The sequence below is a fragment of the Pedobacter sp. genome (assembly GCF_965227205.1).
In the GTDB taxonomy this organism is placed as follows: domain Bacteria; phylum Bacteroidota; class Bacteroidia; order Sphingobacteriales; family Sphingobacteriaceae; genus Pedobacter.
The window spans coordinates 3764554-3788617 of record NZ_OZ245727.1; the positions used below are offsets into that span (position 1 = coordinate 3764554).

The following is a 24064-nucleotide window of genomic DNA, read 5'->3' on the forward strand; positions in this document are numbered from 1 at the left end:
AATATTAGAGTTATTAGCTCTACAGAAGTATATTTGTTTTATTAACGCAAACCATTCCTGCCATGAAAAACATTTCAAGATTACGGTATTTTATTTATTTATCCTTAATATTTATTGGAGGATGTACCACAGGAAAAAAAGCCTTACAAAAAGGCGATTTTGATGCTTCAGTTTTAAAAGCTGTAAGCCGTCTACAAAACTCACCAAAAAACAGCGAGGCATTAAGTGTTTTACAAACTGCTTATGGTTTTGCATTGCAGGATCATTTAAGAAAGATTAACGAGAGTAAGCTATCAAATGATTTATATAGATGGGAGACGGTAATGTACAATTATCAGAAAATCAATCAGCTTGCTGAAGAGATTAATAGCTGCCCGGCTTGTTTAACTGTTATTCCAAATCCATCAAAATACATTAAAGAAATTGATGAAAGTAAATACAATGCCGCTACAGCAAGATATAATTCAGGTATTCAGTACTTAAGTGCAAATAATCGCCAGTCGGCTAAAAAGGCTTATTACGAATTTGAAAAAGTTCAAAATTTGCAGGCAAACTATAAAGATGTTAAAGCCAAAATGGATGATGCGTATTGGATTGCGGTAACCAGAGTTGTAGTGCAACCAATTTTTGTGAACAGCAGATTATATAAACTTAGCGGAGATTATTTCCAACAACAGATTGATGAATTTATGGGCAACTACTCAAGAAATAAATTCGTACTTTTTTATTCTGAACAACAAGCGACCAAACAAAAAATTGTGCCCGACCAAGTATTAAGCTTAAATTTTGACGATTTTATCGTGGGTCAAACCTACGTTAAAGAGCGTGTAGAAAAGTTAAAACGAGATAGTGTTGTAATTGGCGAAACACGTGAAAGAAAACCCATTTACGGAACAGTTAAAGCAACGCTAAGTATTTTCGAAAAAAATATTTCTTCTTCTGGCTTATTGGATATGACTATAAGCGATTGGCAAAGTAAAAAAATTGTTCGTCAGCAAAAGTTTCCGGGTACATATGTTTGGGTTGATAGTTGGGCTAGTTATAAAGGTGATGACCGAGCATTAACCAAGCAACAATTAGCAATGACCAGAAGAAGGGAAGTTGTTCCGCCGCCACCAGATGCATTGTTTCTTGAATTTACAAAGCCAATTTACAGTGATTTGGTAAACGCAATAAGCTATTTTTACAATAACTATTAGGTTTTCCTGCAGACAAAGAGAGATGTTCGAAGATTTTTTAGTCGCCTGAGTACACATATCGGAGGAACAATTGCCGATGGTAAGCCACGCCTCGGTCTGTGTCTCCACAGACCATAGCGGATAGGAACAGCGTTAGAATAAACAGTTCACCTTGTAATCCAAACGTTAAAATAATTCATCGCTGCTAAGCCATAAAATTATAATGGTTAATATTGCAGTGATGAATACCGGCTTATACAATCCTTTCAAAAATTTCGATTTTCTTTATAAAAATTGCTTCCTGAGCGGAAATACATTTAAATCCCCCATTATACAAATTCCATTAATTCCAAAATGGTTATTGGAGCAGGCTGGTTTAACTGGCGAAGAGCAAATACAGTTTTTAGATGAAAGTATTCGTTCGTATAACAGTATTTTCATTCCGGTAAATGCAGAAGTTAACGAGCAGTTTCTAAATCCGCTGGAAAACAAAATTGAAAAAGCTTTTGAAGGCGGTTATGAAACTATTTCAGCATTAAGCGAACTCGATTTATTTAACTGGATAGGAAAGTTTCTATATGGATTTGTATATACAGAAATGCATGGGGCACTGCGTAAAGAAATGACTGCTGATGGGCTGAACATGTCTCAATCTTTAATGATGAAATTTGCCAATCTGAATTTCATGTTACAGAATCTCTACACTAGTATTGAGTTCGAAGATTTCACCCCATGGTCTATCAATGTGGTAAAGCTGGAAAATACAGAAACGCCTTTTAGCTTTCGCGATGAAATTAATACGTTAACATTCTCTCTAAAATTTAAAGATTTTGGGATTATAGCTTGCTTGCAAGATAATGGAACAAACAATCGTTATCATCAGGAAATACTGAATGAGATTAAAGGCAAAACTCTATCAGCTGAACAATTTGAAGAACTAACCGCAAGGTTTTATTATTCAGCTTATCTTTTTAACAGACTACCCGAATATACCTTTATGCCCGTTGAAGGTACAACTTACATAGAAGCGATGCCGTTACGTGGAAATATGAGTAAACCATTATTTGATGTTTGGCAAAATAAGGTCTATGCGCAAGTGCTCGAAAATTTCTGGAAACCATGGGGTTATGTAGTTTTCGAGATTATTAAAAACCCTGATGAACCCATGAGCTTTTTTGAAAATCCTTGCTTACCTGTTGCCGGTTAAAATACCGATAAAGTTTTGAAGAATACCCGGAACAAAAATTATAGTGAAGATTAAACCCGTTAGTGCACCATAAAAGTGAGCATCGTGGTTTATGCCATCTCTGGAATTTTTAGAAGCGTAAGCACAATAGATTAAGTATAGAAATCCAAAAATCACTGCTGGAATCCCGATAGGGATAAACATGATGTAAATTTTAGACATTGGATTGAATAATATATAACTAAAAAGCACGGCGCTAATTGCACCAGAAGCACCCAAACTATTATAATTAAAACTATCTTTATATCTAAAAACGGTAGGAATATCGCTTAAAATTAATGCTACAAAGTAAAGCAAACCAAATTGCCAGCTTCCCATTAACCTTTCCAGCGTGAAAGCAAAAGCATAAAAGGTAAACATGTTAAAAAATAAGTGCATCCAATCGGCATGAATTAAACCACTTGTAATTAATGTAAATATGTTTTTACCCTTTGATACGCTATACGGATGCAGCATAAATTTGCCATAAATGCTATTATCGTAAAATGCATATAAGCTGGTTATTACCGTAAAAACAAAAATTAATGAGGCTACGGGAGCCATGTTAAAATACTCCATAATATTATTTTAAGTCGAGTTTTACACCTTTAATTAACCTTGCCACAGGATATCTGTTATGTGTTTTCTCGTAATAATCTGAATTTTTATAAATAAAATCTAATTGCGCTGAGCCGCTTTTAGCAAAGCTTGTATCGCTTAACTTTTTTTCTTCAAGCTTTGTTTTCAATGCTAGGTTATTTTTCAGAAGTTCAGTAGCTGTATCTTCAAAAATATAAGCTGAAAAGTGTTCTTTCATATCTAATATAGAATCGAAAAAATTCCAGTTAAAAAATGAATCTGTTGCTTGTGGCTCCAGCGTTTCAACAATATAACGGTTTTCTGGTTGATTTACATACACCACAAAATCCCCGGCGTAATATTGCAATTGCTGCATCACCGGATTAAGTTTCACCGAATTGTGCAAATAATGACCTTCATACGGACGAGCACCAGTTTTTAAATCGGCAATATAGTAACTCTCCACATTCAGTTTAACATCATTCTTAAGTTCATTCAGTTTTACGTTATTAAGCTTTAAAAGTGTAATTACCTTATCCCATGCTTTCGGAATGATATAGGCAATCGGCTTTTCAATACTAGCAGAAGGCTCATAATTATTCCATTGTTTTATGGCTTTGATATATGGCTTTGTTCTATCGTAATACAACCTATCAAATCCGCTAATAGTGCTTGGCTTTTTTGCACCTTCAAAACCTTTGAAAGAAATGCTGTCAAATTGCTCCCGATTCAGTTTCCACTCTAAAGGAAAAGTTTTTTGCTTCGCTATAAATTCGTCCGCTTTGCGTTTATTTTCTCCAATTAGGTTTGCATCACGTTGTACTATATTTACATAGTTTTTTAAAAGTTTGTAAGTAGCATCAACACGTAAATCGAAAGATTTTAGCATGTGTGTTTCAGGCATAAAACCTATCGAGTTGTGCAAATTTGCATATCCCGTAGAATATCTTGGCGATTCTATAAAACCCGCTATTCCACTTTCTGGTGTTTCACCAATAGAATTAACGTATGGAACCATTGGATAGCCAACCTGCGCCATGCCTTTATATAAATCGGGTACTAATGTTGTGGTTAAATAAGATGATAATATTGAATTTAACTTATCTTTCTGAGTCGGAATTAAAGTCATTACATACTGATAATCCGAACCGTTACTTGTATGTGTATCAACAAATACCTCTGGTTTCCACGTATTAAAAATCAACTGAAAAGCTGCCGAGTTTTTAGAATCAGTTTTAATGAAATCACGGTTTAAATCGAGGTTTTTACTATTCCCTCTAAAACCGTAAGCAACTGGTCCGTTTTGATTTGCCCTTGATGTACCCGTTCTGTTAAAACTTCCATCAATATTATAAACAGGAATTATGCAGATTACTACATCTTTAGGCAGATTGTTATTCTTCAACAAATCACGGGCAAGCATCATAGATGCATCGATACCTTCAGGCTCGCCCGGGTGAATGCCATTATTTATCAGCAAGACACGCTTATTTGCTTTTTTAACCGCCGATGGCTCAAAAATTTTATCCTTTGATAAAATAACTAAATGCAATGGCAAGCCAAAATCAGTTGTACCATAAGTTTGTAGTTTTGCCTGCGGGTATTTTTTCGCTAACGCCTGATAATATTCTATAGCAGCTTTATATGTGGTAGTTTCTTTTTTGCTGCTATTCTCATAAGGTGTTTGTTGTGCAAAAGTTGACAAACACGCAAGCAACAAACAAAACACGAAAATATTTCTCATGTTGAAAGGAATGATTGGATGCAATTAAAGTGTTTTTCTGTAAACTTTGATATTTCCGAAGTAATATTTTAAGCCTACACTGTAAACATTGTACGTATCAGGATCGTAGTTTTTAAACTTGGTAGATGGGTCATTATAACCATCTAAACCTTCGCCAAAAGTAAAGTTCCCTTGTGCGTTTACATTAATAACATAACGCACATAACCATAACCATCATTAATATAAAAGTTCATCCCGAAGTTAATAGGTACCCATAAATCTACACCTTTATCTTTACCTGGAAAAGGCCCATATCCTGGATCGTAAGCTGCCCAACTTGGCTTATACCTTACAATATCAGTAATTTTATTTTTAACAGCTCCAATACCAATCCCTGCGTACAGGCCTCTAATGCTATACAAAAAGTTTGTTTTGTTATAGTCTATCAGCTCGCCAAGCATTAGCTTAACATTAGCATTTATACCATTGTATTTATTTACAAACTGTCTGTTATGTAAATCAGTTTCAATATCTCCACCTTGTACCATTCCATATTGGGCTTCTAAACCACCTGTTAAAAAAGGAGTAAAATGATGATCGATTGTACCATAGATTGTATAGCCCCAATTGCCTTCCTGAACGTCAGTTTTAGAATAATTAGGCCCTGCACCAAAACCGTATGACCATTTAAAATAATTAGATTGCGCAGATGAAAAATTGGCTACAGCTAATAAAAAAATAGAAAAGTATATAATCCTTAGTGACTTGAAAATCATATTGTTTTTTTACAAAAATAATATGTTTATTGAACATCCATAACTTTTAACTTTGGAAAATGAATACTTATCAAAACTTTAACAAATCTTTAGAAAATAGATTTATTAAATATGCAAAGATTGATACGCAATCTGATCCCGAATCGCCAACCTGTCCATCAACAGAGAAGCAGAAAAATCTTGCAATTGAGCTAGTGAAAGAGTTACTACAATTAGGCATTGAAGATGCGCACATGGACGATAATGGTTACGTGTATGCAACCATTCCTGCAACTACTGATAAAAACGTTCCTGTAATTTGTTTTTGTTCGCATATGGATACATCACCAGATTGTAGCGGCGAAAATGTTAAGCCAATTATTCATAAAAATTATAACGGAAACGATATTATTTTGCCAGATGATGAGTCGATAATTATAAAACTAGCTGAGCATAAAGATTTACAAAATCAGCTAGGAAATGATATTATTACAGCAAGCGGCACTACACTTTTAGGTGCAGATAATAAAGCCGGCGTTGCAGAAATTATGGAAGCCGCTGCTTTTTTTGCACAAAACAAAGAAGTTAAGCACGGTACAATAAAAATATTATTTACGCCTGATGAAGAAATTGGAAGAGGCGTTGATAAAGCTAACCTTAAAAAATTAGCTGCTGATTTTGGCTACACAATAGATGGTGAAACTTTAGGTTCAATTGAAGATGAAACTTTTTCTGCCGATGGTGCAAGGTTAACCATTAATGGAGTAAGCAGTCACCCTGGTTTTGCAAAAGGGAAAATGGAAAGTGCGATAAAAATACTTGCCGAAATTTTAGATAAACTTCCAAAAGATGGTTTAACGCCAGAAACAACTGAATTTAAAGAAGGTTTTATTCATCCGGTAAGCATTAAGGGGCAGGTAGAGCATGCTGAAGCACAGTTCATCATCCGCGATTTTACCGACGAAAAGCTTCAATCGCATGCCAACGTTATAAAAGAAGTATCAGAATTAGTATTGAAAAATTATCCGAATTCTAATTACAACTTAAACGTAAAAGCGCAATATAGAAATATGAAACAGATTTTAGATAAATACCCTAAAGTTGTGGAGTATGGTATATTGGCGATAGAAAGAGCAGGAATTAAAGCAAAAAAACAAAGCATTCGTGGCGGAACCGATGGTTCGCGTTTATCTTACATGGGTTTACCTTGTCCTAATATTTTTGCCGGAGAACACGCTTTTCACAGTAAGCAAGAGTGGGTTAGCGTTCAGGATATGGAAAAAGCTGTGCAAACCATTATTAACATTGCCTGCATTTGGGAAGAAAACAGTTAATTGATTTATATAAATGCAATACAATTTAATTCAATTGTTTATTTTTAATGATAAATGGTAACACTAGAGAACGATTTTTTAAAAGCTGAAATTGCTTTAAAAGGCGCTGAATTACAAAGCCTGTTTAGTAAGGAAACAAGCATCGAATATATGTGGAATGGCGATGCCAATTATTGGGCAAAGCATAGCCCGGTTTTGTTTCCGATTGTTGGCTCGTTAAAAAACAACAGTTATACTTTTAAGGATAAAGAATATGAACTTCCTCGCCATGGTTTTGCCAGAGATTATGATTTCGCTGCAGAGAAAACGAGCGATACAGAAGCATTTTTTACCTTAACATCTACAGAAGAAATGCTTAAAAATTTCCCTTTTAAGTTTGAGCTGAAATTGAGCTATCAACTTATTGAGAGAAAACTCGTTTTAAATTACACGGTTAAAAACATCGACACAAAGAAAATATATTTTTCAATCGGTGCGCACCCAGCCTTTGCAGTTCCAAATACGCCAGATACTAAATATGAAGATTATTATTTAGCCTTTAATGAGGACGAAAGACTAACCTATTGGAAACTGGAAGATGGACTTGTATCCACAGAAACTGAAACGATTGAGCTGAGTAGACATCGCTTAAATTTAAAACACGATCTTTTTTATGATGATGCGCTTGTTTTTAAATCACTGCAAAGCAATTGTATAAGCTTACTTAACACCAAAAACGATTATGGGTTACATTTTCATTTTGATGACTTCCCTTACTTCGGAATTTGGGCCGCCAAAGATGCGCCATTTATTTGTTTAGAGCCATGGTGTGGTGTTGCCGATAGCGTTGATCACAATCAAAAACTTATTCAAAAAGAAGGAATTATTAAACTGGAAACCGGAAAAAGCTGGAAAAGATTCTGGGAAGTAGAATGTTTTTAAGCTTAGCTTAATAGCTAAAAAGAATAATAACTTTTAGAAATGAAAGCGCTGTTTTCTTCGGAACATTTAGTCCCGCTATCCGCTTTACTCGCCCGATTAGACCTGTGAAACAAGCATTACACAGCTAAAAATAATAAATACTGTGCTTAAATCGGGCTTCGTGCTCGCTTCTATCGGGTTTATTTACAACAGCCTCTGCATCAAAAACCCCTCAAAAAAGTACAACACGTTGTTAAACAGCCTAAACATATCGAATTCCGACTTTTCATCGGAAGTAGTACTGGCGGGACTTCCCAAACCTAATCGCACAGCATTTGCGCTACAAGTTATTTGCAGAGTAAAAATGAGTTATGATGCTTTTAAGTTATTTTTTAACCTCAAAACTAAATGTTCCGCTGCCGGGTAAGCCCAAGTTGCTTATGCCTTGAATAACACCAATGTATAAACCAGTTTGGTCGGAAGTATAGAAATTTATTTTACCCTTACCATTTTTATCAAAGTTTATCTCTGGCGACCAATACAAAGTATTTCTAAAATCGGGTGTTCTGCTCGCTTTTAGCTGTGCTGAATCATATTTTGGTGCATAAAACTCTCGTTGCAACTGCATTCCTTCGTAATCTAAAACAACTGCGTGCGGGTCTATCTCGGTTCCTCCTAAATCGCCTTTGGGTGTTTTAAAACTCAAAATACCTTCAATACTTAACGGACCAAAATAATAACGTTCTCTAAAAACTTCAAGTTTTTCGATTTTTAAAGGGTCGATATTAATAACTCTATCCAAATTAAAATATGGTACCCCATCTAGTAATACTAAAGGGTCTATTTCCTGATCGAGCATCGCTTCTTCGCCTAAAATATGAAAGTGAAATCTTTTTTGTTTTTTGTACACAAAAACCTGAGCAACGTATTCCCTCAAAACTTCTTCCATCGTTCTAAAACGGGTATAATCGTTTAAATTATAAGTTTTGTACGGCTTAAGGTAAAAAGATGAACTATCTATATCAGGTGTGTAAAATTGTCTTAATTTATTACCTGCATAAATATTTTGAACCTGCATGTTTAAGCTTCTGGTATTTAAATCTCTTAACTGGTTCGCTCCAACATTTAACGTTCCGTATTTAAAAGGCAAATAGCTTTCGAAAAATGGATTATTCAATGATACCTGCAAAGTACTGTCTAATTCGTAATTAGGCTGCAAAACAATTTCATTTTGCCCGTAAAAATCTCTAGTATTGAATAGAAAATGACCAGTACTATCGCTGGAAGCACCATAGAACTGAATCCGTTTGCCTGGAACGCCCATGTAAGTAAATACATTCTTTACCGGTTTTCCGTTTTTATCATTAATCTTACCAGAGATTAAATGCCCGTTGTACTCTGGTAAATATTTAAAGTTTGGCTTTGTATTCGATAATATTTTGTCCCAGTCAAATCTTCTCCAGCCTTGTGTTATCATCAAATTATCTAATGCTTCTTTAGCGTTCGTATCATTGCTTTGAAAATAAAATCCGGGAGATTCGACATTACCTTTCAAATTAGAAAACAACATGAAATAATTTTCGATGTTTATCTCATTCTTAACATCAAGTGAATCTATTCGGTAAACGCTAACCGAAGCACTTGCTGTTTCATTTAATTTTTCATTTATACCTGTAGATACATCAACATTTACCGCTTGCCTGCTGGTGTAACTATTTAAATCGGTGGTTGTAACTATATTTAATCTTTTTTCAGGCTTTTTAAAATACAACCTTTCTGCTACAGCTTTCCCTTCGCCATTAAAAACAGTTATATAATTTGTGCCTTCTTTTAATCTGCTTATGTTAAAGCTAAAATTTGCTTTGCCTGCAGATAAAGTACCCGTTTCTGAGTATAAGATTTTGCTTCCATCATGCGTTATTACATAAATTCTTCCTTCACCCAAATTAGCACTAACAGATGCAGTTAAATTATTATTCGATTCTACAACTTTTAAGACAAAGCCATTTTTTCTGGCAACAGGTAATTCCTGAAAAATAATGTCTTTTGAACCCGATTTTGCAACAGCTTTATAAGTTGTATTTGGTGCAGGAGTTAGATTAAAAGTTCCGATACCAAATTTTAAAGATTGAAAACGAGCAGCCGTATCGCCTTTGCTACTTACAATTACACCACTAACATCTAAACCTTTGCCGTCAAGTCCTAATATTTTAAATCCAACTTTCGACTGAATGCCTTCAACCAAATCTCCACCTTCCGGAAAAAACTGAAAATCGTATTTTTTTTCTTCTGCTTTTACGGTCTGTGGTATATTGAGCGTATTAACGATTGTAATTTTCTTTTCGAAGAAAGTTTCAGCACCAAAATTTTTCATCCAGTTGGTGTAAGAACGTATTTTGTAATTACCGTTGCTTAAATTAACAGGAATAAATATTGAGCCACTTCCAATGCCTTCCTTCAGCGCAATTTTTGTCTGTAAAACCGGATTATTCTTCTCATCCAAAATCTCTAAATAAGCCAATTTACTTACCGCTGCAGGTTTATTATTTTGTGCATTTACACAATAAACTTTAAACCAAAGTATCTCCCCGGTTAAGTAGAAATCATTATCCGATTGAACATATATTTTTTCTTTAAATGTATTATCTGAGTAATTAGCAAACGCCTTTTCGATAGCGGGCAATACTTGTGCATTACCACTTACAGATAACATCAGCAATAAAAAGAAGGATATAAAAAATTTAAAAAAGCGCATCATTATATTAAAAATTTATTGCCAAAAAGCGGGTTTTTTATTTGTACCTCTAATTGTACAATCTGAACATCCTGAACCTGCACCTGTATGCCCGATAACAGCGCTACCAGATTCGTTCAAAATTTCTCCAAGAGGAATAAGTCTTTTGGTTTGAAAAAGTAAATCTTCATCCCTTGTTCCGGTTTTGGGATTAACAGTATAAACGGTATCCGGCTCGCTGCAAGAAAAAGGGTAGGTAACTCGCCAGTTCGGCAACTTATCTTTAGTTACGTATATTCTTTTCTGACTAAAAGTACCAGCACTTATGTATCCGATAACTGGTTCTGCTGCATTTGAAATGTTATGAATATTCCCGGTAAGCTGCGATGGCTGTGCATCGAATATCGAACCCAGATTTTCCGTATTTTTTTTGAGTAATTCCCAAAATTCAAAAGCTTCTTTTGTTAAGGCATATTGTTTAACCAGAATGCTGTATTTAATGCCAATTTTTTCCGAATCGGAAGGAACCAGAGTTATAGGATTTAAATAAATAACATCATTTATTAATTTAGATGAAGAGCCTAATACTATCGAACTGGAAATACTATTACCCCAACAGTTATATATGTTTTCTGTATTCATATCACGAGAAACAATTGCCTTCCCATCGGCTTTAAAGCCAGAAAAGTATTTTGCGTTAAATTGCCAGGTCTCGTTATACTCCCATCTGTAATAGCGGGTTTTATTGGTTACATCGTGTGTGTTAGAATAAATTTGCAATCCGGTTTCTGCCACTTTATAATTAAGACTATCAATCTGTGGAGAAACTTTTGCCTCAACAAAATCCGATAAATAAGTAGCGCCTTTGGTTCTAATTCTTACCCTGTATTTTCTGGTGTTATCTAAATTAAGCGGAGCTGAAGAGTAGGTTCCCGAAGGTTTCTCCAAAAGATTATAAACCTGATTTGCATCGCTCTCTACAGTTACCGTTGCGCCGCTTTCTGGTTTTAAAGTCGTTTTACTATCCAATAAAACCGTTCGACTTAGCCGAATGAATGTAGAATCTGTACCTGTATTAATAAGGCCTTCTACAACCAAAAAGTTATAATTAGTTGCCGTAATATCCGGGTTATATGCCTTTTTGCAACATAATAAAACCAGCAGCACAATTACGATATATAATTTCTTAAATATTTTCATTTTCTTAAAATCTTATATTATAGTTAACAAAAGGAATGGCTGTTGCAAATATGGATAATTGAAAGCCCTTAATTACGCCAGACTCTTGCGTGAAATAGGCTGAATACGCATTTTGTCTTCCCGTTAGGTTATACACGCCAATTGTCCACGAGTTGTGTGTGCGCTGATGAACTTTATGATTGCCCTCAATATTCATAGAAAGATCCGTTCTAAAATAATCGGGTATTCGGTATGCATTTCTATCCGAGTAAAAAACCCTTTCGCTACCAGCGTAATAATATTTAGCGATAGGCAAAGTAATTGGCCTGCCTGTGCTGTAAGTTGCATTTAAGGAGATGCTGAATCGATGAGAAAAACGATAATTCCCTGTAAAGTTAAAAGCATGTGGTTTATCATAATTTGCCGGGTAATAATCGCCGTCATTTATTGGCACAGCAACTGTCGGGTCATTCATTTTTAATAAAGTTCTGGAATAAGCATAACTCATCCAGCCATTTAAATTGCCGGTGGTTTTACGAACAAAAAGCTCCACACCATAAGCCTTGCCTTCAGTATTTAAAACATCTGTTTCAATATGGTGGTTTAGCACAAGATTTGCACCACTACGATAATCAAGATAATCTTTTAAATTTTTGTAGTAGAATTCTACCGAAGTTTCTATAGTTTGAGACTTGAAATTTTTATAGAACCCTAAAGAAACCTGGCTGCCAAATTGCGGTTTTATATTCGGGTCGCTTAGTTTCCAAACATCAGTAGGTGCAATAGCAGTTGTATTAGATAGTAAGTGAATGTACTGCCTCAATGTATTGTAAGCACCTTTTATAGAGAAATTATCATTTACATTGTATCTGGCAGAAAGCCTGATTTCTGGTCCAGAGTAAGTTTTGATAAGTTTATTGCTACCGTAAATTGTACTATCAACCTGGTTTACAGAAGTACGAGGCAAGCCCGGTGCGTAATTGTTAATGGTTTGCGGACCTAAATAATTATAAAGCGAATAACGTAAGCCTGCGCTTATAGAGAGATTATTCCCAATATCATATTTATCGCCAATGTAAAGTGCACTCTCCAATGCCTGCTCTGCTGGTATAACATCCGGACGAGTAATAGATTCATCACCTAATGGTTGGTAACTACCAGGATTCAGTTTATAGTGTATGCTGGATAATCCAAAATTTACTGTATGATTGTTACTAACATAATAGGTAAAATCTGATTTGAAATTCAGTTGATTAATGTTAAAATCAAGGCTGTAAGCATTAAGCGGATTAACTTCACTATTAATATTATACTCATATCTATCTGCACCGGCAGAGAACACGCCATAAATTTTGTTATTAAAAATATGTTTCCACTTTAGTGAGATATTTTTATTGCTGTAACTATATGTAGTATCGCTATTCAACTTAAACTTATCTGTACTAAAATAGCCAGAAAAGTAAAGATTGTTTTTCTCGTTAAACTGATGACTTATACCCAGATTTATATCTGTAAACGAGGCTTTGCTATTTTTGTAATCATCAGGCAAGAGCTTTAATAACCAGTTAGAATAAGTTGTTCTTCCCCCTAAAATAAATGATGTTTTATTACTGTCAATCGGGCCTTCGATATTAAAACGACTTGTAATTAAACCTATACCAGCTGTACCCGTAAATTTCTTTTTGTTTCCTTCGCGGTTATTAACCTCTAAAACGGATGATAATCTACCTCCGAAACGCTCAGGAATGGTGCTTTTATAAAGTTGTACATCCTTTACTATATCCGGGTTAAACGCAGAGAAGAACCCAAAAAAGTGAGATGGATTGTAAATTGTTGCATCATTCAGTAAAATTAAGTTCTGATCCTGAGAACCACCACGAACGCTAAAACCCGTACTTGCCTCACCTACAGATTGTACACCTGGTAAGGTTAATACAACCCTTAAAATATCCGGCTCACCAAATACAGAAGGTACCTGTTTAATATCTTTAATATTCAAACGGTTAACGCCCATTTCCACACTTTTAATATTCGCTATTTTGTCGGCAGAAATTTTCACCTCCTTAAGCGATAAAACCTGCTCTTGAAGCTCGATATTTAATTTCCCATCGTTGTACAACATAATCTGCCTTTTGGCATCTTTTGAAATAACAGATTTTATTAATAAAGTATGTTTTCCTGTTGGAAGTGTTATCGAATAAAAGCCAAACTGATCAGACATGGCGCCAACTTTTGCATCAACAGAATAAATACTTGCACCAACAATAGGTTCTCCAGATTTAATATCTCGCAGATAACCTGCCATTGTTACTTTACCCGGCTTTAAATTATTTGTTTTAACACCAACAGCATATATCTTATTTTCTATCGTAGCATCTGCAACTTTCTCAGTCTGGTTATCGTTAAAATAATCTTTTTCCTGTATAGTAACCGGCTTATCGGTGCCAATTTTGTTAGGGTAGTAACCATCAGCCAATAAGGTTTTTATTTGTTTACCTTTTGTTAGAAAAATATAGTTTCCGCTTACGGCAAAGTGAAAATCTGAATCTTTAAAAGCTTGTTCCAGTATAAATGATACGGTTTTATTTTCTGCTCTAACAGAAACCCTTAAGCTATCCATTGTAGATAAATCGTAATAGAATTTAAAGCTGGCTTTCGCCTCAATATCTTTTACAACTTCCTCAATTTTCGCCTGATTAAAATCAACAGAAATAAGTTTTGAGTTATCCTGCGCAATTGATTGTATAGCAATTAACGATAAAAATAAAGTTAAAATTTTCGTGAGATTACGCATGTTTAGTTAGAAGTATTATCGATATGTGCGGCTAAAAGTTTCAGGGCAGAAATCTGGTCTTTCTTAAATCGAATTGAATTAGACCTTAATAATTTCTTAAGCTCAGCTTTTCTTTCTTTATAAAGTTTCAGGAAAGCACTTTCACTCGTAATTTTATAATAGATATTATCTTTTTTAAAGAAATACTGAGTTCTTAGCAAGAAGTATTTGCGCAAATCACGCGTTCCGGAAGCTTGCTGCAAGCTTGTACTTCGTTTTACTAAAACCTCTGTTTTACCTTTATAAACCTGCTCCAGAAAACCAGATTTGAACGGAATATTTGTACTATCACTTCCGGTATTAATATAAATATGCTTATGCCCGGAAATCGTAAATTCTTTTACTCGCTCAGAAACTAAACTAAGCTGTAAAAATCCATCAGCAGTGGTGGTTACTAATAAGTCTTTATATATATCATACAATAGAGGTACATTTTCAAACCGATAACCATCATACACCACCATTCCTTTGCGCAATAATTTATCTTCAGGAAAATAAGCTGAACCATCAATGTTTGTACGGTAGCTGTTGTAAGATTGACCATTAGAAAGTCTGGATTGCGTACCGATTGCCTTATTGAAATACTCAATAGTATTGTGCTCCGCAAGGCTAGAATGTAATAAACTGTCGCTTGTTACATTCTGACCATAAGTTATTTTTAAACAAAAGAATAGGGTAAAGAAAATACAGGTAAAAAGTTTGGTCATGGCTTTTGGAGCGAAATAATTTCTTAAGTTATAAACAAAGATACACTCTTGATATAAGTATCAAAAAAGTTATTTAAACCAGCCCTATATCGGTAAAAAACTGCCCTCTATTTGTCTTTTTTGCCCCCATATTGTAATAGCAATATTTTATAGTTTAGCTTAATAAAACAAATAAGAGATGAATACAATGCACCCTTACCTAAACTTCGATGGCCAGGCCGAAGAAGCATTTAATTTTTATAAATCAGTTTTTGGAGGCGAGTTTCTGATGTTGCAAAAAATGGGCGATGCACCTGATGCAGATAAAATACCAGACAATGAAAAAAACCGTGTAATGCACGTGGCCCTGCCAATTAACGAACATACCATTTTAATGGCATCTGATTGTCTCCCTTCTGCAGGGCATATATTGAAAAAGGGAAACAATATGTACATCAACATCAATACCGATAGTCGTGAGGAAGCAGATAGATTATTTAATGGTTTATCAGCAGATGGCGATATAGAAATGCCAATGGAAGATATGTTTTGGGGCGATTATTTTGGCAGCTTAACCGATAAGTTCGGCATCCAATGGATGGTAAACTTCGGAAGTTATAAATAAATACATATATCCAGAAGAAATAGCAATAGTTTATGAGTTATATTTTCTTCTGGATAAACGCTCAATTTCTTTTACCAAGAATGTATTTCTTAAAAATATGATCACTTAAAGGCAATAGTCTCTTTCTACTATCAGTAGGATGTGTTCCTCCAGAAGTATAGAAATCTACGCTGTCAACGGTTACTTTAGCATAATGAACATTTCCAATAGAGGCAGCTGTTATGGTATCCCTTTTTGTTATCATCTTCAGTGCGGTTACTTTTTGCTTATCCAAAGCAAGAATGATCTTATCACTTGAATTTTTCTTGCAATCTACGATTTCGTAATGATCTCCAGTCCAATACATACATTGTTTATCTGCATATTTCCACCAAATATAACTCCCGCAGATTACCAAAAAAGCAGCAAAAAAAGATATAGTTGCTCTCTCAATATTTTTATTGTTCCAAGTTCTAATCTTCGCTATCTCTTCTGATATTCCATTACCTTCATCAAAACCCGATGTTAACTTGGTGAATTCTGAATCATTTGAAACACCAGCTTGCCCGATTCTAGGTATATCAACTTCTTCAATGTTATTATCCTTTTCAGCTTTTATTTCTTGCTGAGAAACTTCATAAGCATCTAATGCTTCTGCATATGGTCGGGGTTTGAAATCTATAAGCCATGCAATAATTTCAGTATTGACTCTGTCTGGCTTTGCGCTTCCACTCTGAAAAAAATTACTCAAGGATCTGAATTTTGGTGTTGGGCAATCAGCTATGATTCTTGCATATCCTTTGTTCTTTTCATCCACTCCGAAGAAACTTCGTATGATAAAATTATCCTTATCAGGAGCACCTCTTTCCCTATAAACATTTAAGCATTCTTGCTTTAAAACAGCAGGAGTGATGCCGATAAATTGCGGCAATAAACCATTTTCTTTTTTGGTTTTATAATCCGTTATAACTCTATTTTGATATTCTTCAAACATTAGGGAAGCATTAATTCTTACAAAGAAAATCGGAATTTTTGACATCACCAAGGGTAATTTAAGAATTCAATAAGTAAAATCAGTATTCTCGGAATCCCCTGCTAATTAATCAATTAAGCTCCTCTACATTTGTTTCAGAAATCAGCGCAGATTCTTTCAAGCTAACTGAGCCTCATTAAAATTGATTTCTAATTAGAGTGAATATCGCGGTTACTATGAGCCGAACGGGAAGTAGCAAACAGCAACCGCGATTGAAACTCAAAACACTTCCCAAAAATTTCAGAAGGCCTTCTGATTTACAGTTTGTAGCAACCCCTGCGTAAGGTACGCAGGGAACTACCAGTATTTCATTTCTAAATTTTTGAATTATGTTTATTCCTTTATTTCTTGCAATTATGTTAGGGTTGGTTAATCCTTCAAACACAAATAGTAACTGTGCTCCAAACAGTGGCACAGTAGTATCAACCCAAAGCAATCCAGATGACAATGGAGGTCGCGAAGATGGCGACCCTGATGACGATGGCAATGATGGAACAGGTGGAGATGGTGGTCACCTTCCTCCTAAAAAACCATAGTTTTTTATAAAAAATGGAGCAGTAATACTGCTCCATTTTTTATATTTGAACAAATCATCGCTCTTGAAAAAAATAATTCTATTAATCGCTCCCATTCTCTTAATTTTTTCATGCACAAAGCAGCAAAAAAAAGTTGCCTATCAGAAGGATGCCGACTACAAAAAAGCTGAATCATTCTTTAACGCTAATAACGATTCGGCATTTTATTATTTTAATAAAACTGCAGCAAATTCAAAAGATAACTTACAAATCGCCTTAGCGTATAATTACATGGCAATTATACAAAGCCAGGCAGGCGATTACTTCGGTAGCAATGAAAGTGCACTTACTGCATTAAAATATTTATCAGAAAAATCTCCAACACATTTCGACCAAATATCCTCATGTTATAATGAACTTACATTAAATACAATAACACTAGAAAACTTCGACGAAGCTGTAAATTACAGCAATTTGGCCCTTAAATATGCTACCGACACACCTTCAAAACTTGTAATCCTTAACAATAAAGCACTAGCATTACGTGAGCAAAAAAAGTATAACGAAGCCATTAAAATTTACAAGCAGATTTTACCTCAACATAAATCTACAAATACCGAATATGCCAGAGCACTAACTAATTTAACTTATGCAAAATGGTTAAACGATAAAACTTATAATCCTATACCAGAGTTTTTAACGGCATTAAAAATTAGGCAAAGCGAAAAAGACAAATGGGGGCTTAACGCCAGTTATGCACATTTGGCAGATTATTACGAAACTGTAGAAACAAAACTGGCTTTGGATTATGCAAAAAAGATGTATGAAGTAGCAAAAGAACTTAGCAGTCCTGATGATTTAATGACTGCCTTACAGAAATTGATAAAATTTAGCCCGGCTACAGAAGCAAAGTCATATTTTGAAGTATACCACAAACTAAATGATAGTTTACAAACTGCAAGAAATGCTGCAAAAAATCAATTTGCGCTTATTCGTTTTGAAACAGAAAAGCACAAAGCTGATAACTTGAAGCTGCAGAAAGAAAACACCGATAAAAAATATCAGATCATTAAAAGAGACATCATCATTTTCAGCGTATTGGTGAGTGTAATTGTAGCAATATTTTTTGTTTATAATCTATCCAAAAAAAGAAAACAGAGATTAGATGCTGAAGTGAAAAAAACCATACAGGATAATCTCCTAAAAACCTCTAAAAAAGTACATGATGTTGTGGCTAACGGTTTATATAGAGTAATGACCGAGATTGAAAACAAAGAGGAAATAGAAAGAGAAGAAATACTGGATAGGCTTGATTACATGTATCAAAAATCCAGAGATATCTCTTACGAAGTTGAGGAACCGGAAAATACAGAACCCAACTTCCATATACAAGTAGAAGCATTGCTCCAATCCTTTAATACAGCTTCAACTAAAATTAATACACACGGAAATACAGAAAGTTTATGGTTTGAAACTAGTGATGTTACCAGAAAAGAAATTGAGCATATTCTTCAGGAACTCATGGTTAACATGAAAAAGCATAGTTCTGCAACCAATGTGATAATCACATTTGAACACCACCAAAACCATATACAAATCACTTATACCGATGATGGAATTGGCATAAAAGAGCCAGTGAAGTATAACAACGGACTTACAAATACGGGAAACCGTATTGAATATATTAATGGCAAAATTACCTTTGATACAAAAGTTGAAAAGGGTTTGAAAATTGTAATTTCATTCCCTGTTTCTTAATTAGCCAATATGTTTAAAAAAGTATTAATAGCTGAAGACCACGAAAGCGTAAGCATTTCCGTTCAAAAAACGTTATCAGATTTAAATATTATCCACGAGCAGAGTAACTATGTTTACTACTGTGATGATGCACTCGGTCGAATTAAAAAAGCAATGAGAGCACAGCTTCCTTATGAGCTGCTCATAACCGATCTGTCATTCGAAAACGATAGACCACAGGAAATTAATACAGGTTTAGAACTTATCAAAGCCGCAAAACTTATTCAGCCTGATTTAAAAGTTTTAGTTTTTTCCATTGAAAACAGGTTTAGTGTTGCAAGTAAAATAATGGCCGATTTAGGCATCGATGCCTTTGTACCAAAAGCCCGGGGCGATGCAAAAGATCTTAAATTGGCAATAGAAACTATCGCTCAAAATCTTAAATACCTTTCACCCAATCTTAAAAAAATAACCGGAGAAAAAATACCTTTCGAATTTACACATTTCGATAAAACCATTATTTCACTCCTTGCAAAAGGAACACCACAAAAAGACATTCCATTTTATCTACAAAAAAACAATATTAAACCCTCAGGTTTAAGCAGTATAGAAAAACGTTTAGGAACAATTAAAACCATCTTAAACATTTCAAACAACGAACAGTTAATTGCCTATTGTAAAGACAGGCACATTATTTAATTGTATATTTCGGAGAAACTGACCATGTGATTCCGTGGCAAACTGACCACCTGAATTGCTGGCGAACGAGTGCAGCAGATGCTATAGGTATGATGTCAAAAGTAATGATTTAAAAGTAATGATTTAAAAGTAATTTTTACAGATAGGTATTTTCGGGAGCAACGGTCCTTTTCTTGCGCATCGATTCGCCCTTGAGTTCTATCCTGTGGGCATCGTGAACAATCCTGTCCAAGATTGCATCAGCAATCGTTTTTTCTCCAATTACCTCATGCCATTTACTTACCGGAAGCTGTGATGTTATAATAAGTGATGTCTTACCATGCCTATCCTCAATGATCTCCATGAGTGCAGCCCTACTTTGTGAGTCGAATGGCTGTATCCCGAAATCGTCCAGTATCAGAAGCTGTTGTTTTTCAATACGTGAAACCTCTTTGATATAAGATCCATCAGCCTTTGCCATCTTTAGCTTTGCGAATAGCTTTGGTGTACTTCCATACAGAACCCTGTAACCGAGCATACATGCCTGATAACCGATTGCTGAGGCAAGATAACTTTTTCCTATGCCAGTGCTTCCTGTTATAAGTAGATTTTCAAACCTGTCGATAAAGGTGCAGTCCGCCAATCTCATAATCTGGTTTCTGTCAATACTTCTTTCTACATGATAATGCAGATCCTCTATGGATGCCTTATAACGGAACCTGGCGTAAAGGATCTGCCGTTCAATCTTTCGGTTTTGCCTGTCATCCCATTCAGCCTCTATCAGGTGTGCCAACAGTTCATCAGCGGTATATTCTGTGGTCTGTCCAGTTTCAATACTGCTTTTGAAGGCATGGAACATTCCATAGAACTTCAGCCTTCGCATTTTGTCAAGTGTATTCGTATTCATTTCTATATGGTTTTAATGGTTACTTGTAGTAGTCGCCTCCGCGAATGTTGTCATGGGCTGGCATTGGCAGTTCATCAGCGAACAGGCTTTCCTCATACTGGTCAAGGTTGCGTTCAAGTATGGTCTGTATGGTTTTATAACTGTATATCCCAAAGCCAAGGGCCCGTCTGCAGGCATTGATTAATCGCTGGTTCCCGGCTTTCTTCGAAAAGCTTAATATGCCCACGCATGATTTGTACGCCTGCTCAGGATGCTGTTTCCTGTCGAGTATTTTAAGGATATAAAGCTTGACGTCCTCATCTATGCTGGATGCCCACTCCAGAAAACGGTCCGGTGTCCATTCCGTGACGAACTTATGGGTAGTGGCCATATGGTCTTTATCCGTAGTGTAACTATAAGGACTTTTCATCCGTTTGTGCATCGCTATGCGCTCATAGTGATAGAAGACCTCCACATTTGACCTGGAGTAGAGTATCTTGACTTTTTTACCGATAAAACGGAATGGGACACTGTAATAATGCTTATCGGGACCAAGATTGACGTGGCCATTTTTCATCACCGTTGCGTGGTGCTGTTTCTTGAACTCGTATTTCAGCACTGGCAAAGGATTGAGTGCCTCCCGCTCAATCTCCTCGAACTGCAAGCGTCTGCTATAGTTTCTTCCCTTGAGGGGCTGGCTATTGTGCACCTCAAGTGCCTCAAGTATTGCAACATTCAGTTCTGCCAGGGAGTGAAAGACATGTTTTCTTAATGGCGCGTAGATCCGGCTATAGGCAATCTTAACAGCTCCTTCAACAAGTGCCTTGTCCCTTGGGCGGTATGCCCGTGCAGGCAGAATAGTTGTTCCGTAATGGTCGGCAAAATCCGCAAAGGTCTCGTTCAGGGTAGGCTCGTATTTGTTGCTCTTGGTTACCGCTGCCTTGAGGTTATCGGGAACAATGGCCGCTGAGACCCCACCAATATAATGGAATGTATTCTCGCACGCAGATATAAAGTCTTCTTTCTGTTGTGTGAGTACGGCCTCCACATAGGTAAGCTGGCTGGCACCAAGGATGGCAACGAACACCTCGACATCAATCACCTCACCGGTTTCCTGGTCAACAATGGAGAGTTTCTGTCCGGCAAAATCAACAAAGAGTTTATCGCCCGCCTTGTGGTCAAGGTGCATCACCGGGTTCACACGGGACTTCCACTGGTTATAATAGAAGCAGAACTGCGTGTAATGAAAGCCATTGGGAAATTCCTTTAGATAAGCTTCCCAGAGCATCACACGGGTTACCCCAGTGCGTTTAAGTTCTTTGTCAATACCAGGAAAACAACGTTGTAAAGTTAAAAGACGGCTATCGGGTGCCCGTTCCCGGCTCTTTCCAAAAAAATCCTCAAGCTCCTTGTCATTAAGTGCATTTATCTGTTCAAATGTACACCCACCGGAATCAAACGCACTGAAGTATCTTTTTGCTGTATTGCGGGAAACACCGACCTGGGTCGCTATGGAAAGCTTGCTTCGCCCCTGGCTGTACATTCTGAGAATCTGTCTTATCTTGCTCATGCTAATAGTCGTATTTGCCATCTTCGGGAATTATGTATATCCCAAAAATAGACTTGTATCTATAGCATTTGCCGATCGTTCGGACTGGTCAATTTGGTCCGAAATCCAGTGGTCAGTTTCCCGCGGAACAGGTGGTCAGTTTAAACCGAAACAGGGTGGTCAATTTCAGCGAAATCTCCAATTTAATTCAGATTTGCAAAAACCAAAGAACTCATAACTAGTCTAATTGTCACGTTGAGCCTGTCGAAACGTTTCTAATTCAGCACTTTCCGATTAAATTTCAATTTATCGCTCACATTACGGTTTCCCGTAAAAAAACCATTTATAACCACTGTAAATTTACTTCATAACCAACAGATTAAATCATCTCTGTATTATGGAATTAAAATTAAAGCTCGAACAGCTACACCAAAGGGTAAATGGCTTAAAAGATCAAATCAATACCGAAGAAGCAACTAAAAATGCTTTTGTAATGCCTTTTATTCAGATTTTAGGATACGATATTTTTAATCCAACTGAAGTTATTCCAGAACACATATGTGATATCGGAACCAAAAAAGGAGAAAAGATAGATTATGTAATCAAAAAGAATAACGAGCCAATATTAATTTTCGAATGTAAACATTGGAAAGAAAATGCAGATGCACATAACTCTCAGCTACATCGCTATTACCATGTTTCAAAAGCCAGATTTGGGGTTTTAACAAATGGAACCATATACAATTTCTACTCAGATTTAGAGAAACCTAACATTATGGATGAGAAACCATTCTTAACCATAGATCTGGAAGACTTAAAAGACGGCTCAATAAAAATACTCGAAAGCTTTACGAAAAATGAATATAACCTGGAGAATATTTTAGACTCTGCAGAAGCCTTAAAATACATTAAAGCAATCCGTAAAGAATTTGAAAAAGAGATTGAAAACCCTTCAGATGAGATTGTTAAACTCTTAGTAAATAGGTTCTTTGATAAGCCTCTAACAGCAAGTCGTATGGCCACATTTAAAGAATATGCCAAGAAAGCATTATCCATTTCTATAAATGAATCCATAAGCTATAGGCTTAAATCGGCACTAAACATCAATGAAAAACTGGAGAAACAGGAGGAGACAAAGATAAATCCGATAGACGATAATATTGATGCAAATAAAGTTATTACAACAGAAGAAGAATTGGATGCCTTTCATATTGTAAAAGCAATTTTAAGAGAAAAGATTACAGCCGATAGAATTGCTCCAAGAGACACTCAATCTTACTTCGGCGTATTGTTAGATAATAACAATCGAAAACCGATTTGCCGTTTCCACTTTAACACCGTCAATAAATATGTAGAACTATTTCACAATGGTAAAGATGCAGGCGAAAAAACACAAATAAGCAATCTGGATGAAATCTATGGCTTCAGAAACCAATTACATCAAACCTTAGAAACTTATTAACGCTCCGCTCTCAAAAAAATGTAGGGATTGCCAAAAGTTTCTCGGGACAGAAGCAGGCAATTCCTCGTTTTTTGGAAATTAAATTACTTATAATGCCGAGAAAAACTATATACGCTATTTGTGCATTTTGTTGCTTTCTAGCGATCTTAAAATTACCAATTGGATATTATACTTTTCTTAGGTATGCAATTTCAATTGGCGCATTGTTTGCAATTTCTAATTCAGTAGTTAATAAGAATTTTTATTGGATAGCTATCTTTTCGGTTATTCTTACTCTCTTCAATCCAATATTTCCAATTTACTTACGCTTAAAAATGATTTGGATCATCTTTGATGCCATTACAGGTATACTTTTTTTAGGAATTCTATTCATCCAAAAAAAACCTGGACTGCCGGGTATGATCAAAATGAACGAGGAGGTAACAAAAAAATTGTATACGCGAGACCGAATAATTTACCCTAAAAAATAAAAA

20 protein-coding genes are annotated in these 24064 nt (G+C 35.6%); 10 read left to right on the forward strand and 10 right to left on the reverse strand.

What is annotated here, in order from left to right:
- Positions 1-62 precede the first annotated feature (62 nt).
- Positions 63-1199, forward strand: coding sequence for a hypothetical protein (locus ACO05K_RS16265; protein ID WP_421945483.1), 1137 nt, complete (start codon positions 63-65; stop codon positions 1197-1199).
- A gap of 220 nt (positions 1200-1419) precedes the next feature.
- Entirely contained in the window at positions 1420-2385 is a 966-nt protein-coding gene (locus ACO05K_RS16270) for a hypothetical protein (protein ID WP_421945484.1), read from the forward strand.
- On the opposite strand, the gene ACO05K_RS16275 is transcribed toward ACO05K_RS16270, so the two are convergent.
- Genes ACO05K_RS16275 through ACO05K_RS16285 form a run of 3 tightly spaced genes read right to left on the reverse strand, consistent with a single transcriptional unit; the run spans position 2368 to position 5482 of the window.
- Positions 2368-2982 carry a rhomboid family intramembrane serine protease gene (locus tag ACO05K_RS16275; RefSeq protein WP_421945485.1) on the reverse strand — a complete coding sequence of 205 codons (615 nt, stop codon included), beginning with the start codon at positions 2980-2982 and terminating at the stop codon, positions 2368-2370. The genes ACO05K_RS16270 and ACO05K_RS16275 overlap by 18 nt on opposite strands.
- Before the next feature lie 4 nt (positions 2983-2986).
- Positions 2987-4726: a M14 family zinc carboxypeptidase gene (locus ACO05K_RS16280; RefSeq protein WP_421945486.1), complete on the reverse strand. Its 1740-nt coding sequence runs from the start codon at positions 4724-4726 to the stop codon at positions 2987-2989.
- A 24-nt stretch (positions 4727-4750) separates the two neighbouring features.
- Entirely contained in the window at positions 4751-5482 is a 732-nt protein-coding gene (locus ACO05K_RS16285) for a hypothetical protein (RefSeq protein ID WP_421945487.1), read from the reverse strand.
- Between the two features lie 59 nt (positions 5483-5541).
- Between ACO05K_RS16285 and pepT the strand changes: the two genes are divergently transcribed.
- Together pepT and ACO05K_RS16295 are read left to right on the forward strand one after the other, a co-directional pair.
- The gene (gene pepT, locus ACO05K_RS16290) at positions 5542-6795 is read left to right on the forward strand and encodes a peptidase T (protein ID WP_421945488.1); all 1254 of its coding nucleotides are present in this window, start codon (positions 5542-5544) and stop codon (positions 6793-6795) included.
- Between the two features lie 54 nt (positions 6796-6849).
- A complete protein-coding gene (locus ACO05K_RS16295) occupies positions 6850-7716 on the forward strand; it encodes an aldose 1-epimerase family protein (RefSeq protein WP_421945489.1) in 867 nt (288 codons plus the stop codon).
- A 364-nt stretch (positions 7717-8080) separates the two neighbouring features.
- Here ACO05K_RS16295 and ACO05K_RS16300 read toward each other — a convergent pair whose 3' ends face one another.
- Genes ACO05K_RS16300 through ACO05K_RS16315 form a run of 4 tightly spaced genes read right to left on the reverse strand, consistent with a single transcriptional unit; the run spans position 8081 to position 15148 of the window.
- Positions 8081-10453, reverse strand: a complete 2373-nt coding sequence (locus ACO05K_RS16300) for a hypothetical protein (RefSeq protein WP_421945490.1) — start codon at positions 10451-10453, stop codon at positions 8081-8083.
- A 12-nt stretch (positions 10454-10465) separates the two neighbouring features.
- A complete protein-coding gene (locus tag ACO05K_RS16305) occupies positions 10466-11629 on the reverse strand; it encodes a DUF4249 domain-containing protein (RefSeq protein ID WP_421945491.1) in 1164 nt (387 codons plus the stop codon).
- A gap of 4 nt (positions 11630-11633) precedes the next feature.
- Positions 11634-14402, reverse strand: coding sequence for a TonB-dependent receptor (locus ACO05K_RS16310; protein WP_421945492.1), 2769 nt, complete (start codon positions 14400-14402; stop codon positions 11634-11636).
- Between the two features lie 2 nt (positions 14403-14404).
- A complete protein-coding gene (locus ACO05K_RS16315) occupies positions 14405-15148 on the reverse strand; it encodes a hypothetical protein (protein WP_421945493.1) in 744 nt (247 codons plus the stop codon).
- 178 nt (positions 15149-15326) lie between these two features.
- On the opposite strand from ACO05K_RS16315, the gene ACO05K_RS16320 reads away from it, so the two are divergent.
- On the forward strand, positions 15327-15752 hold the full coding sequence (locus ACO05K_RS16320) for a VOC family protein (protein ID WP_421945494.1): 426 nt from the start codon (positions 15327-15329) through the stop codon (positions 15750-15752).
- 61 nt (positions 15753-15813) lie between these two features.
- On the opposite strand, the gene ACO05K_RS16325 is transcribed toward ACO05K_RS16320, so the two are convergent.
- Positions 15814-16770 (reverse strand): hypothetical protein, encoded by a 957-nt coding sequence (locus ACO05K_RS16325; protein ID WP_421945495.1) that lies wholly within the window; start codon positions 16768-16770, stop codon positions 15814-15816.
- A 323-nt stretch (positions 16771-17093) separates the two neighbouring features.
- On the opposite strand from ACO05K_RS16325, the gene ACO05K_RS16330 reads away from it, so the two are divergent.
- From ACO05K_RS16330 to ACO05K_RS16340, 3 genes are all read left to right on the forward strand, one after another.
- Entirely contained in the window at positions 17094-17300 is a 207-nt protein-coding gene (locus ACO05K_RS16330; RefSeq protein ID WP_421945496.1) for a hypothetical protein, read from the forward strand.
- 63 nt (positions 17301-17363) lie between these two features.
- Complete coding sequence (locus tag ACO05K_RS16335) at positions 17364-19037, forward strand: tetratricopeptide repeat-containing sensor histidine kinase (RefSeq protein WP_421945497.1); 1674 nt, start codon at positions 17364-17366, stop codon at positions 19035-19037.
- 9 nt (positions 19038-19046) lie between these two features.
- The gene (locus ACO05K_RS16340) at positions 19047-19715 is read left to right on the forward strand and encodes a response regulator (RefSeq protein ID WP_421945498.1); all 669 of its coding nucleotides are present in this window, start codon (positions 19047-19049) and stop codon (positions 19713-19715) included.
- Between the two features lie 136 nt (positions 19716-19851).
- Here the strand turns inward: ACO05K_RS16340 and istB are convergent, their stop codons facing one another.
- Positions 19852-20601: an IS21-like element helper ATPase IstB gene (gene istB / locus ACO05K_RS16345; RefSeq protein WP_238414369.1), complete on the reverse strand. Its 750-nt coding sequence runs from the start codon at positions 20599-20601 to the stop codon at positions 19852-19854.
- Between the two features lie 19 nt (positions 20602-20620).
- Positions 20621-22150 carry an IS21 family transposase gene (gene istA, locus ACO05K_RS16350; protein ID WP_421944705.1) on the reverse strand — a complete coding sequence of 510 codons (1530 nt, stop codon included), beginning with the start codon at positions 22148-22150 and terminating at the stop codon, positions 20621-20623.
- A gap of 376 nt (positions 22151-22526) precedes the next feature.
- Here istA and ACO05K_RS16355 point away from each other — a divergent pair, with 376 nt between their 5' ends.
- Both ACO05K_RS16355 and ACO05K_RS16360 read left to right on the forward strand, forming a co-directional pair.
- Positions 22527-23591 (forward strand): type I restriction endonuclease, encoded by a 1065-nt coding sequence (locus ACO05K_RS16355; protein WP_421945499.1) that lies wholly within the window; start codon positions 22527-22529, stop codon positions 23589-23591.
- 92 nt (positions 23592-23683) lie between these two features.
- Positions 23684-24061, forward strand: coding sequence for a DUF6804 family protein (locus ACO05K_RS16360; protein WP_421945500.1), 378 nt, complete (start codon positions 23684-23686; stop codon positions 24059-24061).
- The last annotated feature ends 3 nt before the right edge of the window (positions 24062-24064 follow it).

Excerpts from the sequence above, each read along its gene's own strand:
- ACO05K_RS16265 (WP_421945483.1), top strand. The coding sequence starts at position 63 with ATGAAAAACATTTCAAGATTACGGTATTTTATTTATTTATCCTTAATA.
- ACO05K_RS16270 (WP_421945484.1), top strand. The coding sequence starts at position 1,420 with ATGAATACCGGCTTATACAATCCTTTCAAAAATTTCGATTTTCTTTAT.
- ACO05K_RS16275 (WP_421945485.1), bottom strand. The coding sequence starts at position 2,982 with ATGGAGTATTTTAACATGGCTCCCGTAGCCTCATTAATTTTTGTTTTT.
- ACO05K_RS16280 (WP_421945486.1), bottom strand. The coding sequence starts at position 4,726 with ATGAGAAATATTTTCGTGTTTTGTTTGTTGCTTGCGTGTTTGTCAACT.
- ACO05K_RS16285 (WP_421945487.1), bottom strand. The coding sequence starts at position 5,482 with ATGATTTTCAAGTCACTAAGGATTATATACTTTTCTATTTTTTTATTA.
- pepT (WP_421945488.1), top strand. The coding sequence starts at position 5,542 with ATGAATACTTATCAAAACTTTAACAAATCTTTAGAAAATAGATTTATT.
- ACO05K_RS16295 (WP_421945489.1), top strand. The coding sequence starts at position 6,850 with ATGGTAACACTAGAGAACGATTTTTTAAAAGCTGAAATTGCTTTAAAA.
- ACO05K_RS16300 (WP_421945490.1), bottom strand. The coding sequence starts at position 10,453 with ATGATGCGCTTTTTTAAATTTTTTATATCCTTCTTTTTATTGCTGATG.
- ACO05K_RS16305 (WP_421945491.1), bottom strand. The coding sequence starts at position 11,629 with ATGAAAATATTTAAGAAATTATATATCGTAATTGTGCTGCTGGTTTTA.
- ACO05K_RS16310 (WP_421945492.1), bottom strand. The coding sequence starts at position 14,402 with ATGCGTAATCTCACGAAAATTTTAACTTTATTTTTATCGTTAATTGCT.
- ACO05K_RS16315 (WP_421945493.1), bottom strand. The coding sequence starts at position 15,148 with ATGACCAAACTTTTTACCTGTATTTTCTTTACCCTATTCTTTTGTTTA.
- ACO05K_RS16320 (WP_421945494.1), top strand. The coding sequence starts at position 15,327 with ATGAATACAATGCACCCTTACCTAAACTTCGATGGCCAGGCCGAAGAA.
- ACO05K_RS16325 (WP_421945495.1), bottom strand. The coding sequence starts at position 16,770 with ATGTCAAAAATTCCGATTTTCTTTGTAAGAATTAATGCTTCCCTAATG.
- ACO05K_RS16330 (WP_421945496.1), top strand. The coding sequence starts at position 17,094 with ATGTTTATTCCTTTATTTCTTGCAATTATGTTAGGGTTGGTTAATCCT.
- ACO05K_RS16340 (WP_421945498.1), top strand. The coding sequence starts at position 19,047 with ATGTTTAAAAAAGTATTAATAGCTGAAGACCACGAAAGCGTAAGCATT.
- istB (WP_238414369.1), bottom strand. The coding sequence starts at position 20,601 with ATGAATACGAATACACTTGACAAAATGCGAAGGCTGAAGTTCTATGGA.
- istA (WP_421944705.1), bottom strand. The coding sequence starts at position 22,150 with ATGAGCAAGATAAGACAGATTCTCAGAATGTACAGCCAGGGGCGAAGC.
- ACO05K_RS16355 (WP_421945499.1), top strand. The coding sequence starts at position 22,527 with ATGGAATTAAAATTAAAGCTCGAACAGCTACACCAAAGGGTAAATGGC.
- ACO05K_RS16360 (WP_421945500.1), top strand. The coding sequence starts at position 23,684 with ATGCCGAGAAAAACTATATACGCTATTTGTGCATTTTGTTGCTTTCTA.